Below are 14,411 nucleotides of genomic sequence, written 5' to 3' on the forward strand. Positions count from 1 at the left end.
TGCATGTCTGCGTCGACGCCAGCGTCTGTCCGGCGCCGACCGGGTGTCGTCGAGTCGGTGATCAGTTGGGCCGCATGGGCCGTCGTCGGCCTGATTGCCTTGTTGCTGGCGTTCGCCGCGATCTTTCCGTTGGGTTTCAGTGGGGCGTTTCCCGAACAGGCCGATGACGCCGGGACCATGGCCGGATGGGCGGTACTCACCCTGGCGACGGTTGTGCTCGCGCCGATCGGCATGGCGATCGGGCATTGGCGGCACTGGCACATCTGGTACTGGCCGGTGCTGTGCGGCGCCGCCGCGGGCACGACGTTCGTCTTGCTGCAGGCCCTGTAGACGTCGTATCGAGCGCGGCAGGACCGGCCACGTAGACTGGAGGGCCGGAGTTTTAACCGGAAAAGGGGCGTACCTGCATGAGCGGCCATTCCAAGTGGGCCACCACCAAGCACAAGAAGGCCGTCATCGATGCCAAGCGCGGCAAGATGTTCGCCAAGCTGATCAAAAACATCGAGGTCGCGGCACGTGTCGGCGGGGGAGACCCAGCTGGTAACCCCACCCTCTACGACGCCATCCAGAAGGCCAAGAAGAGCTCGGTGCCCAACGACAACATCGAGCGCGCCCGTAAGCGCGGCGGTGGTGAAGAGGCCGGCGGCGCCGACTGGCAGAACATCACCTACGAGGGCTACGGCCCCAACGGTGTCGCGGTGCTCATCGAGTGCCTGACCGACAACCGCAACCGGGCGGCCGGCGAGGTGCGGGTCGCGATGACCCGCAACGGCGGCAACATGGCGGACCCGGGCTCGGTGGCCTACCTGTTCACCCGCAAGGGCGTGGTGACGCTGGAGAAGAACGGTCTGACCGAGGACGACGTGCTGATGGCAGTCCTGGAGGCCGGCGCCGAAGAGGTGAATGACCTCGGCGACTCCTTCGAGATCATCTCCGAGCCCACCGACCTCGTCGCGGTGCGCACCGCGCTGCAGGACGCCGGCATCGACTACGACTCGGCCGAGGCCAGCTTCCAGCCCTCGGTGAGCGTGCCGGTCGACCTGGAGGGCGCCCGCAAGGTGCTCAAGCTCGTGGATGCGCTGGAGGACAGCGACGACGTGCAGGACGTGTACACCAACATCGACATCCCCGACGATGTCGCCGCGCTGCTCGACGAGGAGTAGTGGCGAGCGTCCTCGACCCTGAGGGCATCAAATGGACGGTGCGCCGGCGCTGGTTGCCGTGGCGTCCGCGCCGAGAGATGCCCGACGACTGGAGTCTTGGCGACGCGTCCTTCGGTGACGGGGACGACATCATCAGCATCGTGCTGAACATCGCGCTCGTGGTGCTGTTGATCCCGGTGCTGGTGTTGGCGTTGCTGGTGGCCGCGGAGTTCCTGCTGTTGCTGCTCCTGCTGCCGCTGTGGGTGCTGGCCCGCTCATTGTTCGGCACGCCGTGGATCGTCGTGGTGCGCCGTGACCGCAAGATCGTTGCCGAGGAGGCCGTGCGCGGTTGGGCCGCGACCACCGCCCGCATCGATCACATCAAATCGGTCATCGGGTCGGGTGCAGCGCTGCGTCGATAGGCGTCTCGCCCGAGATGACCTCGAAGGTTCGTCCCGCAGTCTCCGGTTCGTGCAGCACGGCAAGCAGCACGCGGGCCACGTCCTCGCGCGGAATGCTTCCCCGGCCGGTCGATTCGGCGATCGTGACGTTTCCGGTGCCCGGCTCATCGGTGAGTCCGCCCGGGCGCACGATCGTGGTGCGCAATCCGGTGCGGGCCCGCACGTCGGCGTCGGCCTCGGACTTGGCCCGCATGTAGGCCAGGAACACCTCGTCGTAGTTGGCATCGAGCGACCGGTCGTCGGCGGCGAGCGCCGACACCATCACGTAGCGGCCCACGCCTGCGGCCTCGGCGGCGTCGGCCAGCAGGATCGCGGCGTCGCGATCCACGGTCTGTTTACGGGCGGCTCCACTGCCCGGCCCGGCGCCGGCAGCGAACACGACGGCGTCCGCGTCGCGTACCGCGTCGGCCACCTCGGCAACCGATGCCTGCTCCAGGTCCAGCACGATGGCCGCGGCGCCGGCAGCCTGCAGGTCGGCCGCCTGGGCGGCGTTACGGATGAGCCCGACCGCCTCGTCGCCGCGCTCGGCGAGCAGACGTTCCAGGATGAGGGCGATCTTGCCGTGTCCGCCGGCTATCACTGCGCGCATGGTTCGACCCTACGGATGTGAGCGTGTCCCTGCCGCACGCTGTCGCCGGATCGCGCTAGGCTCTCGAACAGATGTTCTGACGAAGGGGTTCGTGTGCGGGTGATGGGAGTGGATCCCGGGTTGACGCGCTGCGGTCTGTCGGTGGTCCAGAGCGGTCGCGGTCGGCAGGTCACCGCGCTGGATGTGGACGTGGTCCGCACCCCGGCCGATGCACCGCTGCAGAAACGGTTGCTGGAGATCAGCAACGTGGCCGAGTACTGGATGGACACCCACCGGCCCGATGTGATCGCGATCGAGCGGGTCTTCGCCCAACAGAATGTCTCCACCGTGATGGGCACCGCCCAAGCCGGCGGAGTGATCGCGCTCGCCGCCGCGCGGCGCGACATCGACGTGCACTTTCACACCCCGTCGGAGGTCAAGGCGGCGGTCACCGGCAACGGCCGGGCCGACAAGGCTCAGGTCACCGAGATGATCACCAGAATTCTTGCGCTGCAGGCCAAGCCGACCCCGGCGGACGCCGCCGACGCCCTGGCCCTCGCCATCTGCCACTGCTGGCGCGCCCCGATGATCGAGCGCATGGCTGCCGCCGAGGCGATGGCCGCCGAACAGCGCCGCAAGTATCAGGCCAAGGTCAAGGCGGCCCGGGCATGATCGCGTCGGTTCGCGGTGAGGTCATCGACATCGCCCTCGACCACGCCGTGATCGAGGCCGCCGGCGTCGGCTACAAGGTGATGGCCACCCCGTCGACCCTGGCCAACCTGCGCCGCGGCACCGAATCACGGCTGATCACCGCGATGATCGTGCGCGAAGATTCGATGACGCTGTACGGGTTCGCCGACGGGGATGCCCGCGATCTGTTCCTCACATTGCTGGGGGTGTCCGGCGTCGGGCCCAAGATCGCCTTGGCGACGCTGGCGGTCTACGACCCGCAGGCCCTGCGGCAAGCCCTGGCCGACGGAGACGTGACGGCCTTGACCCGGGTTCCGGGCATCGGCAAACGCGGTGCCGAACGCATGGTGCTCGAACTGCGCGACAAGATCGGGCCGGTCACCCCCGGGGCCATCGGGGGGGCCGTCGGTCACGCGGTGCGTGCACCGGTGGTGGAAGCCCTTGTCGGGCTTGGCTTTGCAGCCAAGCAAGCCGAGGAGGCCACCGACAAGGTGCTGGCCAACGATCCAGAGGCGACGACGGCATCCGCGCTGCGGTCCGCGTTGTCCATGTTGGGTAAGAAGTAATGGGCCGTTTCGACGATTCCGATGAGCCCGACGAGCGGGAGGTTTCGGCGGCGCTGACGGTCGGCGAAGGCGATATCGACGCCAGCCTGCGCCCGCGTTCACTGGGTGAGTTCATCGGGCAGCCCCGGGTACGTGAACAGCTGCAGCTGGTCATCGAGGGTGCCAAGAATCGCGGTGGCACACCGGATCACATCCTGCTGTCCGGTCCACCCGGGCTGGGCAAGACATCGCTCGCGATGATCATCGCGGCCGAGCTCGGCTCCTCACTGCGGCTCACCTCGGGTCCCGCCCTGGAACGGGCCGGTGACCTGGCCGCCATGCTGTCCAACCTCGTCGAGCACGACGTGCTGTTCATCGACGAGATCCACCGCATCGCCCGGCCGGCAGAGGAAATGCTGTATCTGGCGATGGAGGACTTCCGCGTCGACGTGGTGGTCGGCAAAGGCCCTGGCGCCACGTCGATCCCGCTCGAGGTCGCTCCCTTCACATTGGTGGGGGCCACCACCCGGTCCGGGGCGCTGACCGGCCCACTGCGGGACCGGTTCGGATTCACCGCGCACATGGACTTCTACGAGCCGGTCGAACTCGAGCGGGTGCTGGCCCGGTCGGCGGGCATCCTCGGCATCGAATTGGGTAGGGAGGCCGGCACGGAGATCGCCCGGCGTTCCCGTGGCACGCCCCGCATCGCCAACCGCCTGCTGCGCCGGGTCCGGGATTACGCCGAGGTCCGCGCCGACGGGGTGATCACCTGCGATATCGCCAAGGCCGCGCTGGAGGTCTACGACGTCGACGAACTCGGGCTCGACCGCCTGGACCGGGCGGTCCTTTCAGCGCTCACCCGCAGTTTCGGTGGTGGCCCGGTCGGAGTGTCGACGCTGGCAGTGGCCGTGGGTGAGGAAGCGACCACCGTCGAGGAAGTGTGCGAACCCTTCCTGGTGCGCGCAGGCATGGTGGCCCGCACGCCGCGGGGACGGGTGGCCACACCGTTGGCGTGGACGCACCTGGGAATGCGACCGCCAGTTACCGGACTAGGGCAGACCGGGCTGTTTGAATAGACCGTATGGTCATCGCCGGTTTGGTATTCGCCGCCCTCGCCGCGGCTCTGCATGTCTACATCTTCGTGATGGAGTCGCTGACCTGGACTTCACCACGCACACGCGCCACCTTCGGGATCAGTGAGGAGGAGGCGCAGGCCACCAAGGAGCTGGCTTTCAACCAGGGCTTCTACAACCTGTTCCTGGCGATCGTCACGGTGGTGGGCATCGTCGCGGTCGGCTTGGGGCACAACGGGGTTGGGCTTGCTCTCGTGTTCGCCGGGGTGGGGTCGATGTTGGCCGCCGCCGCGGTGCTGCTGACCAGCTCGCCGGACAAGGCGCGCGCGGCGATCACCCAGGGCGCATTCCCGCTGGTCGCGGTCGTGTTGGTCGCGATCAGCCTGCTCTAGGCAGCGCGCCTGTTGATCACGAGGTGGATCTCGCGGGTGAGTATGCGCACTCCTCCGGCCAACGGGGGTGCGGTTGACCGGTAGGTGGCGCCGCCCGTGGGGGTGACGAATTCTGTCGTGTGGCGGCCCGATTCATCAGTCCCGGCTTACACCCGCCGGCCCGGGCTTTCTTTGACGTAGTTGCAGCGTTCGCACTGCCCCTGACCGTTGGCTGCGGAGGTCGGTCCGCCACGGTGATGTGAATGCACGTGGTCGATCTGCCGGATCGGGGCATCACAGTAGGGGGTGCGGCAGGTTTGATCGCGTAGCGCGATGAACCGGGCGAGGCCTTTCGGGAAGCGCCGGGATCGGGATTCCATCGCGACCGGTGACGCGCGATACGAGGGTGTCGGCCATGCTCTGACCCCGGTTGCGGGCGTCGGAGAGGTAGCGATTGCCCTGGGTGGGGGGAATCCATGCGGGCGAGTCCGATTTCCGAACCGAGTCCGCGGCCACGGTGTGAGGCGTCGACACCGGCGGCGATATTGCACGAGTCGCCAATGGGTGTGACAAGGCCCAGCTGCCGGTTTCGTTGCCGGATGCCTCGCGATCTTGCCGCACCCGGGTACCTTTGTCTGCCCATAGGATCAGCCGATGCGAGGGGATTCTCCGGAGACCGGACCTCGGCGCCGGCCGATCCTGCGGTTCTTGGTCAGTGTCGCTGCTGGTGGCTCCATTGCCGCGGCGATCGGTGCGATCGTGGCTTCGCTTGGAATATGGGCGGTCCGGTCGTCGACAGACGTGACGTCTAGTCCGCTGACACTCGTCAGCGTTGTAGCCATGGCCATCGGGATATGCATATGCGTCGGCATGCTGCTCTGGGCTCGGCGGGCAGAACGCAAGCTCCTGATCCGACTCATCGGCTTGGCGGCGGTGGCGCTGGCGGCCTGGGGAGTCCGAACAGTCATCGACCTGTTCAAATCCCGTGACGACATGTCGTTTGTCGACTCCACCGGGGCGACGGTCCTCGCGACTGTTGCGTTACTGGCTGCCATAACGGCAACGGTCCTCGGTGTGGCGACAATCTGGTTCGCGCGCGACGTCAGTGGCCGAACGGCAGTGTGCGCCTTCCTTGTTGTCGCGGTGGCCGCCACGTCCCTGACTTACAAGTCGGTGCAGGATCACCGTCGCGGCGTCTGGCATCCCGACCTCACCGCGGTGGCCTCGCCGCCCGTGAGCGTTCCCGACGGGATCGGCCCCGTTCGTTATGAAGTCCCGCTCGTGAAAGGGAGTTATTCTCCCGACATCTACCCCGCCGGCAACGGCTTCATCGTCGACACCCGCGAAGGGGTGACTGCGTACGACGGAACCAACGGAGAGAAACGTTGGCATGCAGGTGATTTCGGCACCAGTGGACGGCTGTTCGTGGTGCGACGAGATCGCGATGACGCGGTAGGAATCGTCGCGCTGTTCCTCTACGGTGGGTTGGTCGCATTCGACGGTAGTTCCGGTGAGGTGCTGTGGCGGCGCGAACTCAGTCAGGGCGGCAAAGTGACCGCAGCGACCGGATCGGTCGACGCGCTCGGCATGGCTGTGTTCACCGCTGATGCGCCCGAGGTCGACAACAGTCGCACGAGCTTTCACTCGATCGATCCGGCTACTGGGCGTGATCGCTGGAGTAAGCCCATATCGTGCAGTAATCCGACCGTGTCACCCGGCACGCCCGGACAATTCGGCATTGACTGCGGAAAGCCGGAGGTGATGGATGCCCATACCGGCGATACCGTCGACGTCCCCGGCGAGTACACCCCGATTGCCGGATCGGACGTCTATGTGGCCTCCGATCTTCGTCCACACCAGGATCCCACACCGTCGGATGTGACCCGTGTGTTCAGCCCCGACGGACAGGTGATCGACGAGATCCCCGCCACCTATCCCATTTCTGTGGCCCACGAGGGAAATCTGCTTGTCTACGGCGGAGGTGACACCTGGCTGCTGCGCGACTACCGCAACCATCGCTCGACGCCATTGCCGCTGCATGTCGACACCAGGTTCGGCCTGGACACCATCCGCACCACCTGGCTCGACAAGAGTCTCGTCATCACCACCGATTACGAGATTCCGCAGCGTCTGCAGACTGTGGACCTGCTGCGGCCCACGGACACCCCGGTCGAAGTCGAATCACCGTGTCCGCGCGATGAATCGATGCGGGGACTGATGGCCGTTGCGGGCGCTGTCATCGCGCAATGCGGCAACTCGTACGTCGCGGGGCTGGTACCCGGACGCGGTTGACACGCTACCGATACTGATTGGCCGCGGTCCTGGTAAGGACCGCGGCCGCTCAGGGGGACCTTCCCTTGTGGGGAAGTGTGTTACAGCAGTCCGAGCTGCTGCAGGTTGGTGATGTACTGCACGATGACGGGCGCCGTGACATGCGGGATGTCCTTGTCTGGCCCGATCTTGGCTTCCTGCACCGCCGTCCGGAACCGGTCGGTCGGTGCGGCGGCCCCCAGCAGGGGCTGTGACGGCTGCTGGTAATTGTGCATCAACGGCAGCAGCGAGGCTTGGCGCTGCTTGTCCGGCAGGGTGCGCAACGCGGTGTCGAAGCGCTGCAACCACTCTGCGTAGTCGTCGATGCGGTGCACCGGGTAGCCGGCTTCGATCAGCCAGTCGGTGAACTCGTCGAGCCCAAGGCCGTCGTCGTAGGGATTCATCACGTGGTAGGTCTCGAACCCCTCGGTCACGTGCACGCCGAGCGTTGAGATGGCCTCGGCGATGAACTCCACCGGCAGTCCGTCGTAGTGGGCGCGCTGGCGGTTGCCGTCGGCGTCGCGCACGTAGAACGATCCGGGTGCGATGCCGGTGGCCACCAGGCTCAGCATCAGCCGGGTGAACATGTCGGGCAGGTTCAACTGACCCGAGTAGGTGGTGTCGGCCAGGATCATGTCGCAGCGGAACACCGAGACCGGCAGGCCGCACAGGTCGTGTGCCTCGCGCAGCAGGACCTCACCGGCCCACTTGCTGTTGCCGTAGCCGTTGGCGTAGGAATCGTCGACCGGGCGGGTCGGGCTGATCACCCGGACGTCCGCATCCTCGACGAACTCACCAGGCTTGATGCCCCCGCCCACCGCGATCGTCGAAACGTAGACGAACGGCTTGATCTTCGTGGTCAGCGCGATGCGGATGAGTTCGGCGGTGCCCAGGGCATTCGCATCGAACATCTGGCTGTAGGGCAGCACGTGGTTGACCAATGCGGCGGGGTCGACGATCAGGTCGACGTCATCGGCCAGCCGCTGCCACGTGTCGTGGTCGAGACCCAGATCCGCCTCACCCTTGTCGCCGGCGATCACCTCGAGGTGCTTGGCGGCCAGATCCTGGTAGTGCGCAAGGAGTTTCGCATCACCCACATCGAAGGTGGCATCGAGCCGGGCCCGTGCCTCCTCATCGGACTTGGCCCGCACCAGGGCGACGACCTTGCCGTCGACGAGGTCCATGCGTTCCAGCCATTCCAGGGCCAGGTAGCGGCCCAGGAAGCCGGTGGCGCCGGTGAGCAGCACGGTGCGGACCTCGGCCGGAGCCTTGGGCAGCGACGGTGCGGCGGACAGGGTGTCGGCGTCGAGGAACTTGTCCAGCGTCAGATCGCGGGCATGCACCTCGGTGGCGTCACGTCCGTGCACCGATGCGTAGGTCGGGCGCTTGGATCCGTTGCGCTGCGCCTCGATGTAATCCGCGATGCCGCTCAGATCGGTTGCGGGGCTGACGATCACGCCGACAGGCACATCCACGCCGAAGATCTCGTGCAGCAGGTTGGAGAATGTCAACGCCGACAACGAGTCGCCGCCCAGATCAGTGAAGTGGGCATCGGGCGCGAGATCGGTTGCCGCGGCTCCCAACAGGGCGCCGGCGGCCCGGCTCACGGTGTCGAGAACGGGGGCGTCAGCTCCGCCGCGGCGCAGCTCGCTGAGCTCGTTGGCCTGGCCTTCGGCCAGTTCGGTGTAGAGCTGCTCCAACCGATCACCGTAGTGAGTCTTCAGACTGGGGCGGGCCAGCTTGCGGATGCCGGTCAGCAGACCGTTCTCCAGGCTGAACGGTGTTGTCTCCACGATGAAGTCGCGAGGAACCTCGTACGACTGCAGGCCGGCGGCGCGGGCCGCGTCCTGGAGTGAATCGTTGATCGCCGGCTTCGAGGCGGAGGGATCGGTGGGCACCACGACGGCCAGCAGATAGGAGCGGGCACTGTTGCCGTAGATGAAGATCTGGCGCACCAGCGGGCTGTCCCCGAAGACTGCCTCCAGCTTGGATACGGTGACGAACTCGCCCTGCGAAAGCTTGAGGACATTGTTACGCCGGTCGAGGTACTCGACGTGGTCCGGTCCGAGTTCGGCCACGATGTCACCGGTGCGGTAGAAACCGTTCTCGTCGAACATCTCGGCGGTGATCTCCGGGCGCTTGTAATACCCGGGGAACATCTGCTCGGACTTCACCAGCAGCTCACCACGCGGGTGGGGCTGATCGGTGCGGAAGTAGCCCAGATCCGGGACGTCGACCAGCTTGTAGTCGATCACCGGAGGGCGCTGGATGTATCCGTCGACGAAGACCGAACCGGCCTCGGTCGAGCCGTATCCCTCCAGCAGGTGCATGTCGAGCAGGCGCTCCACCCAAGTCTTCATCTCCGGCGAGATCGGCGCGGAGCCCGTCATCGCGGAGACGAACCGTCCGCCTAGCAGGTCATTGCGGACCTCGTCGAGCACGTCGCCCTCGGGCGCCCCGCTGCGGTCCAGGCGGCTCTGATACTCCTGGAACAGCATGTCCCAGATCCGCGGCACGAAGCTGAGCTGCGTGGGCCGGACCAGGGCGAGATCGTCCAGGAAGGTCGACAGGTCGCTGCGTGCGGCGAAGTATGCGGTGCCGCCCGAACTCAGCGTGCCGATCAGGATGCCGCGGCCCATGACGTGGCTCATCGGCATGAAGTTGAGGGTGATCGCGGGCAGGGCGGCCTGGTTCTCGTCCCAGGTGGCCTTGGTGGCGAGCTGCCACATGTTGGCGACCTTGCTCTCCGGGTACATCGCGCCCTTGGGGGTGCCGGTGCTGCCCGAGGTGTAGATCAGCATGGTCAGCGGGTCGGCCTGGCCGGAGATGTACAGCGGGGCATCGGCCAGCGACCGTCCGCGGTCCAGGACGTCGGCCAGTGGTTCGACGATCACGTCGGTACCCGCCAGGGCTGCCTTGGCCGCCTCGAAGGTCTCACGCTGAGCGTCGACCTGGGGCCGGTAGTCGAACACCGCCAGGCGGCGGGGCGCGGGGCCGGACCGGACCAATTCGACTGCGTCGTCGAGGAAGTCGATGCTTGCCGCGATCACGACCGGTTCGGTCTCGGCGACAATCGGCCGCAGTGTGGTGACCGGGGCGCTGGTCTGCAGCGGCACCGACACGGCGCCGAGCTCGATCAGGGCGGTGTCGATGGTGGTGTAGTCCACGCTGGTGAACCCGAGGATGGCAACGCGGTCGCCGGGCTTCACCGGATGGTTGTGCCAGGCGTTGGTCACTGCCTGAACGCGGTCTGACAGCTGGCGGTAGGTGATGGTGTCAAAACGGGGGAGCAGCTGGGCCGACGTGCGGCCGCTGGCGTCGGTGACGAACTCCACGGCGCGCTGTCCGAGCGCGGGGCGGTCGGCGTAACCGGCGAATACCCCTTTGACGACGGCCGGCAGCCGCAGGTCAGGCTGGGCGACGGCGGCGTTGACGGCGTCGCTGGGGCGGGCGTCGGCGAACTGTGAGTCGGTGTCATACAGGTGTGCGATGCGGCGCTGGAGCCGGTCCTCGCGTGTTTCGGTGGTCATATCGGTCCCCTGAGCAAATCAAGAAAAATATCGTCGGCGCGTTTATCGCGCCTACTAATTACTACGTTAGTAAAACTAATTATATTTCGAGATGCCAGTACCTGCGGGTGCGAGATGCGTCACGCCTGAATGTGCTCGCCCCACCGGGAGGGTGGGGCGAGCACACCGGGGTGACTAGAGCAGGTCGAGCTGCTGCAGGTCGGTGATGTATTTGACGATGACGTCTGCACTCACGTGCGGGATGTCCTTGTCAGGCCCGATCTTGGCTTCCTGCACGGCGGCCCGGAACTCGTCGGTGGGAGCCAGGGCGCCCAGCATCGGCCGCTCAGGCTGCTGGTAGTTGTGCAGCAGCGGGAGCAGGGAAGCCTGACGCTGCTTGTCCGGCAGCGCGCGCAGGGTGCTCTCGAAGCGCCGGATCCACTGGCCGTAGTCGTCGATCCGCTCGATCGGGTGGCCGGCCTCGATCAGCCAGTCGGTGAACTCGTCGAGCCCAAGGCCGTCGTCGTAAGGGTTCATCACGTGGTAGGTCGCGAAGCTCTCCACCGACTGTGCGCCCAGGGTCGAGATCGACTCCGCGATGAACTCGACGGGCAGGCCGTCGTAATGCGAGCGCTGGCGCTTGCCGTCAGCATCCAACTCGTAAAAGGACTTCGGCGCGATACCGCTGGCGACGAGGCTGAACATCATCCGGGTGAACATGTCGGGCAGGTTCAGCTGACCCGAGTAGGTGGTGTCGGCCAGGATCATGTCGCAACGGAACACCGCCACCGGCAGCCCGCACAGATCGTTGGCCTCGCGCAGCAGAACCTCACCGGCCCACTTGCTGTTGCCGTAACCGTTGGCATAGCCGTCGTTGATCTTGCGGACCGCGCTCATCTGGCGGACATCGACGCCCTCGACGAACTTCCCCGGCTCGATCTGATCGCCCACGCCGATGGTCGACACATAGGTGTACGGCTTGATCTTCGTGGTGAGCGCGATACGGATCAGCTCGGCGGTGCCCAGCGCGTTGGGCCCGAACAGCTCGCTGTAGGGCAGCACGTGGTTGACCAGTGCGGCGGGGTCGACGATCAGGTCGACGTCATCGGCCAGCCGCTGCCAGGTCTGCTGATCCAGCCCGAGGTTCTCCTCGCCCTTGTCACCGGCTATCACTTCGAGGTGGTCGGCGGCCAGATCCTGGTAGTGCGCAAGGAGTTTCGCGTCGCCGCTGTCGAAGGTGGCGTCGAGGCGCGCACGGGCCTCGACGTCGCTCTTCGCGCGGACCAGGGCGATGACCTTGCCGTCGACGAGGTCCATGCGTTCCAGCCATTCCAGGGCCAGGTAGCGGCCCAGGAAGCCGGTGGCGCCGGTGAGCAGCACGGTGCGGACCTCGGCCGGAGCCTTGGGCAGGCTCGGGGCTGCGGCCAGGGTGTCGGCGTCGAGGAACTTGTCCAGCGTCAGATCGGAAGCGCTGACCTCGGCCGCGTGCCTGCCGTGCACCGATGCGTAGGTCGGGCGCTTGGATCCGTTGCGCTGCGCCTCGATGTACTCGGCGATACCGGCCAGGTCGGTTGCCGGGCTGACGATCACGCCGACAGGCACGTCCACCTCGAAGATCTCCCGGAGAAGATTGCCGAAGGTCAACGCCGACAAGGAATCTCCGCCCAGATCGGTGAAATGGGCGTCGGGTCCCAGGTCGGATGCCGCGGCACCCAACAGGGCGCCGGCAGCCCGGATCACGGTCTCCGCCACCGGGGCGTCGGCCGCGCCGTTGCGCAGTGCGCGCAGTTCGTTGGCTTGAGTCTCGGCCAGATCGGTGTAGAGCTGCTCCAGCCGATCGCCGTAGTGCGCCTTCAACTTCGGCCACGCCAGCTTGCGGATACCGGTCAGCAGGCCGTTCTCCAGGCTGAAAGGTGTTGTCTCCACGATGAAATCGCGGGGGATCTCATAGGACTGCAGATCGGCTTCCTTTGCGACCTCTTGCAGGGATTCGCTGATCGCTTCTTTCGAAACGCCCGCGTCGGTGGGGACCACCACGGCCAGCAGGTAGGGCTGCGCGCTGTTGCCGTAGACGTAGATCTGTTGCACCAGAGGGCTGTTGCCGAACACGGCCTCCAGCTTGGCCAATGTGACGAACTCGCCCTGGGCGAGCTTGAGCACGTTGTTGCGGCGGTCGACGTAGCGCAGCTGGTCCGGGCCGATCTCCGCGACGACGTCGCCGGTCCGGTAGAAACCGTCCTCGTCGAACACCGACGCGGTGACCTCGGGTCGCTTGTAGTAGCCGGGGAACAGATTCTCGGTCTTGATCAGCAGCTCTCCACGCGGGTGCGGCTGGTCGGTGCCGAAGTACCCGAGATCCGGGACGTCGACGAGCTTGTAGTCGAGCACCGGCGGGCGCTGGACCACACCGTCGAACAGCGCCATACCGGCCTCGGTCGATCCGTAGCCCTCGAGCAGGTGGATTCCGAGCATGTCCTGGGTCCAGGTCTTGAGCTCGGCCGAGATGGGTGCCGAGCCGGTCATGGCCGCGACGAACCGTCCGCCGAGCACCTGGTCGCGCACCTCTGCGCGCACCTCGGCCTCGACCGTCTCACGGTCCTGGCCTGCCTCGACCAGGCGGTGATCGACCCGGCTCTGGAACTCGCTGTGGATCATCTCCCACACGCGCGGAACGAAATTCAGCTCGGTTGGCCGCGTCAGGGCGAGGTCCTCAAGGAGCGTCGACAGGTCGCTGCGGGCCGCGAAATAGCAGGTGCCGCCGGCGGCGAGCGAGGCGTAGAGGATGCCGCGGCCCATCACATGGCTCATCGGCATGAAGCTGAGGTTGATCGCCGAGCTCACCGGTCCGAGCCAGGCCTTGCTGTTGCGCCGCCAGAACTTGGCGACCGAACTCTGCAGGTACATCGCGCCCTTGGGGGCACCGGTGCTGCCCGAGGTGTAGATCAGCAACGCGAGCGGGTCGGTGTCGTCGGCCTTGCGTGCCTCGGGCGCGGGCAGCTTGCCGCCGCGGTCCAGCAGGTCGGCGAGGGTCTCGACCGCGACGCCGGCGGTGGCCAGCCGCTCGGAGGCCGATGTCACGGCGTCGCGATGATCGTCGATCTCTGCGTGGTGGTCGAAGGCGACCACTCGGGCCGGAGCGTGGGCGGTGAGCGCCAGCTCGACGGCATCTGCGAGGTGGTCGACACTGGCGGCGATCACCCGCGGCTCGGTCTCGGTGACGATGGGTGCCAGTGCCTCCGGTGAGGAACTGGTCTGCAGCGGGACCGACACCGCGCCGATCTGGGCCAGTGCGGTATCGATGACGGTGTAGTCGGCGCTGGTGAATCCCAGGATGGCAACCCGGTCACCGGCCGCGACGCCCGACGCGTGCAAGGCAGCGGCGAGGGCGCGGACCCGATCCCAGAGCTGGCCGTAGCTGATGGTGTCGAACCGGGGGAGCAGGCGGGAAGTGGTTCGACCAGTCGCCGGGTCGGTGACGAATTCCTGTGCGCGTTCCCCGAGTGCCGGCCGTTCGGCATAACCCTGCAGGACGGTCTGGATGATCTCGGGTAACAACAGGCCGGGGACGTCGACGGCGGCGGTGACGGTGTCGCTCGGTATCGCGGCGGCGAACTGCGGATCGCTGGCGGTCAGATCGGCGATACGGATCGCCAGTTGTTCATCGCGAGTATCAAACGACATCAAAAACCCTCTTCACAGATAGCAGAAATAATCACCGGCGCGACGTTGCGCTACCGAACTA

At 66.4% G+C, this 14,411-nt stretch carries 11 protein-coding genes and 1 pseudogene; 8 read left to right on the forward strand and 4 right to left on the reverse strand.

The features are described 5' to 3' along the window. The first annotated feature begins 3 nt into the window (after nucleotides 1–3). From AB0I14_RS06850 to AB0I14_RS06860, 3 genes are all read left to right on the forward strand, one after another. On the forward strand, nucleotides 4–330 hold the full coding sequence (locus tag AB0I14_RS06850; RefSeq protein ID WP_358017823.1) for a hypothetical protein: 327 nt from the start codon (nucleotides 4–6) through the stop codon (nucleotides 328–330). A 77-nt stretch (nucleotides 331–407) separates the two neighbouring features. Further along, nucleotides 408–1,163: a YebC/PmpR family DNA-binding transcriptional regulator gene (locus tag AB0I14_RS06855; RefSeq protein ID WP_358017826.1), complete on the forward strand. Its 756-nt coding sequence runs from the start codon at nucleotides 408–410 to the stop codon at nucleotides 1,161–1,163. Further along, on the forward strand, nucleotides 1,163–1,564 hold the full coding sequence (locus tag AB0I14_RS06860; protein ID WP_358017829.1) for a hypothetical protein: 402 nt from the start codon (nucleotides 1,163–1,165) through the stop codon (nucleotides 1,562–1,564). Before AB0I14_RS06855 ends, AB0I14_RS06860 begins: the two co-directional genes overlap by 1 nt. Here AB0I14_RS06860 and AB0I14_RS06865 read toward each other — a convergent pair. Further along, a complete protein-coding gene (locus AB0I14_RS06865; protein ID WP_358017832.1) occupies nucleotides 1,533–2,192 on the reverse strand; it encodes an NAD(P)H-binding protein in 660 nt (219 codons plus the stop codon). The two genes, AB0I14_RS06860 and AB0I14_RS06865, sit on opposite strands and share 32 nt — an antisense overlap. A gap of 93 nt (nucleotides 2,193–2,285) precedes the next feature. On the opposite strand from AB0I14_RS06865, the gene ruvC reads away from it, so the two are divergent. The 4 genes from ruvC to AB0I14_RS06885 are packed head-to-tail and all read left to right on the forward strand — an operon-like array spanning nucleotide 2,286 to nucleotide 4,871. Then, entirely contained in the window at nucleotides 2,286–2,843 is a 558-nt protein-coding gene (ruvC, locus tag AB0I14_RS06870; RefSeq protein WP_358017835.1) for a crossover junction endodeoxyribonuclease RuvC, read from the forward strand. Continuing rightward, nucleotides 2,840–3,427 (forward strand): Holliday junction branch migration protein RuvA, encoded by a 588-nt coding sequence (ruvA, locus tag AB0I14_RS06875; protein WP_358017837.1) that lies wholly within the window; start codon nucleotides 2,840–2,842, stop codon nucleotides 3,425–3,427. Before ruvC ends, ruvA begins: the two co-directional genes overlap by 4 nt. After that, entirely contained in the window at nucleotides 3,427–4,482 is a 1,056-nt protein-coding gene (gene ruvB / locus AB0I14_RS06880; protein WP_358017840.1) for a Holliday junction branch migration DNA helicase RuvB, read from the forward strand. Before ruvA ends, ruvB begins: the two co-directional genes overlap by 1 nt. Before the next feature lie 5 nt (nucleotides 4,483–4,487). Continuing rightward, a complete protein-coding gene (locus tag AB0I14_RS06885) occupies nucleotides 4,488–4,871 on the forward strand; it encodes a DUF1304 domain-containing protein (RefSeq protein WP_358017843.1) in 384 nt (127 codons plus the stop codon). Here AB0I14_RS06885 and AB0I14_RS06890 read toward each other — a convergent pair. Further along, a pseudogene (locus AB0I14_RS06890) lies at nucleotides 4,868–5,236 on the reverse strand (HNH endonuclease); the annotation flags it as partial. The gene AB0I14_RS06885 and the pseudogene AB0I14_RS06890 overlap by 4 nt on opposite strands. 454 nt (nucleotides 5,237–5,690) lie before the next feature. On the opposite strand from AB0I14_RS06890, the gene AB0I14_RS06895 reads away from it, so the two are divergent. After that, complete coding sequence (locus AB0I14_RS06895) at nucleotides 5,691–7,142, forward strand: PQQ-binding-like beta-propeller repeat protein (RefSeq protein WP_358017846.1); 1,452 nt, start codon at nucleotides 5,691–5,693, stop codon at nucleotides 7,140–7,142. A gap of 80 nt (nucleotides 7,143–7,222) precedes the next feature. Here the strand turns inward: AB0I14_RS06895 and car (AB0I14_RS06900) are convergent, their stop codons facing one another. Next, nucleotides 7,223–10,690 (reverse strand): carboxylic acid reductase, encoded by a 3,468-nt coding sequence (gene car, locus AB0I14_RS06900; RefSeq protein ID WP_358017849.1) that lies wholly within the window; start codon nucleotides 10,688–10,690, stop codon nucleotides 7,223–7,225. Nucleotides 10,691–10,864: 174 nt separating this feature from the next. Then, entirely contained in the window at nucleotides 10,865–14,350 is a 3,486-nt protein-coding gene (gene car, locus AB0I14_RS06905; protein WP_358017852.1) for a carboxylic acid reductase, read from the reverse strand. Between the last annotated feature and the right edge of the window lie 61 nt (nucleotides 14,351–14,411).

The organism is Mycobacterium sp. NPDC050441, from assembly GCF_040655355.1.
GTDB lineage: Bacteria > Actinomycetota > Actinomycetes > Mycobacteriales > Mycobacteriaceae > Mycobacterium.

Bases quoted from the DNA above. Each gene is read 5' to 3' on its own strand.
- AB0I14_RS06850 (WP_358017823.1), top strand. From the start codon at position 4: ATGTCTGCGTCGACGCCAGCGTCTGTCCGGCGCCGACCGGGTGTCGTC.
- AB0I14_RS06855 (WP_358017826.1), top strand. From the start codon at position 408: ATGAGCGGCCATTCCAAGTGGGCCACCACCAAGCACAAGAAGGCCGTC.
- AB0I14_RS06865 (WP_358017832.1), bottom strand. From the start codon at position 2,192: ATGCGCGCAGTGATAGCCGGCGGACACGGCAAGATCGCCCTCATCCTG.
- ruvA (WP_358017837.1), top strand. From the start codon at position 2,840: ATGATCGCGTCGGTTCGCGGTGAGGTCATCGACATCGCCCTCGACCAC.
- ruvB (WP_358017840.1), top strand. From the start codon at position 3,427: ATGGGCCGTTTCGACGATTCCGATGAGCCCGACGAGCGGGAGGTTTCG.
- AB0I14_RS06885 (WP_358017843.1), top strand. From the start codon at position 4,488: ATGGTCATCGCCGGTTTGGTATTCGCCGCCCTCGCCGCGGCTCTGCAT.
- AB0I14_RS06895 (WP_358017846.1), top strand. From the start codon at position 5,691: ATGGCCATCGGGATATGCATATGCGTCGGCATGCTGCTCTGGGCTCGG.
- car (WP_358017849.1), bottom strand. From the start codon at position 10,690: ATGACCACCGAAACACGCGAGGACCGGCTCCAGCGCCGCATCGCACAC.
- car (WP_358017852.1), bottom strand. From the start codon at position 14,350: ATGTCGTTTGATACTCGCGATGAACAACTGGCGATCCGTATCGCCGAT.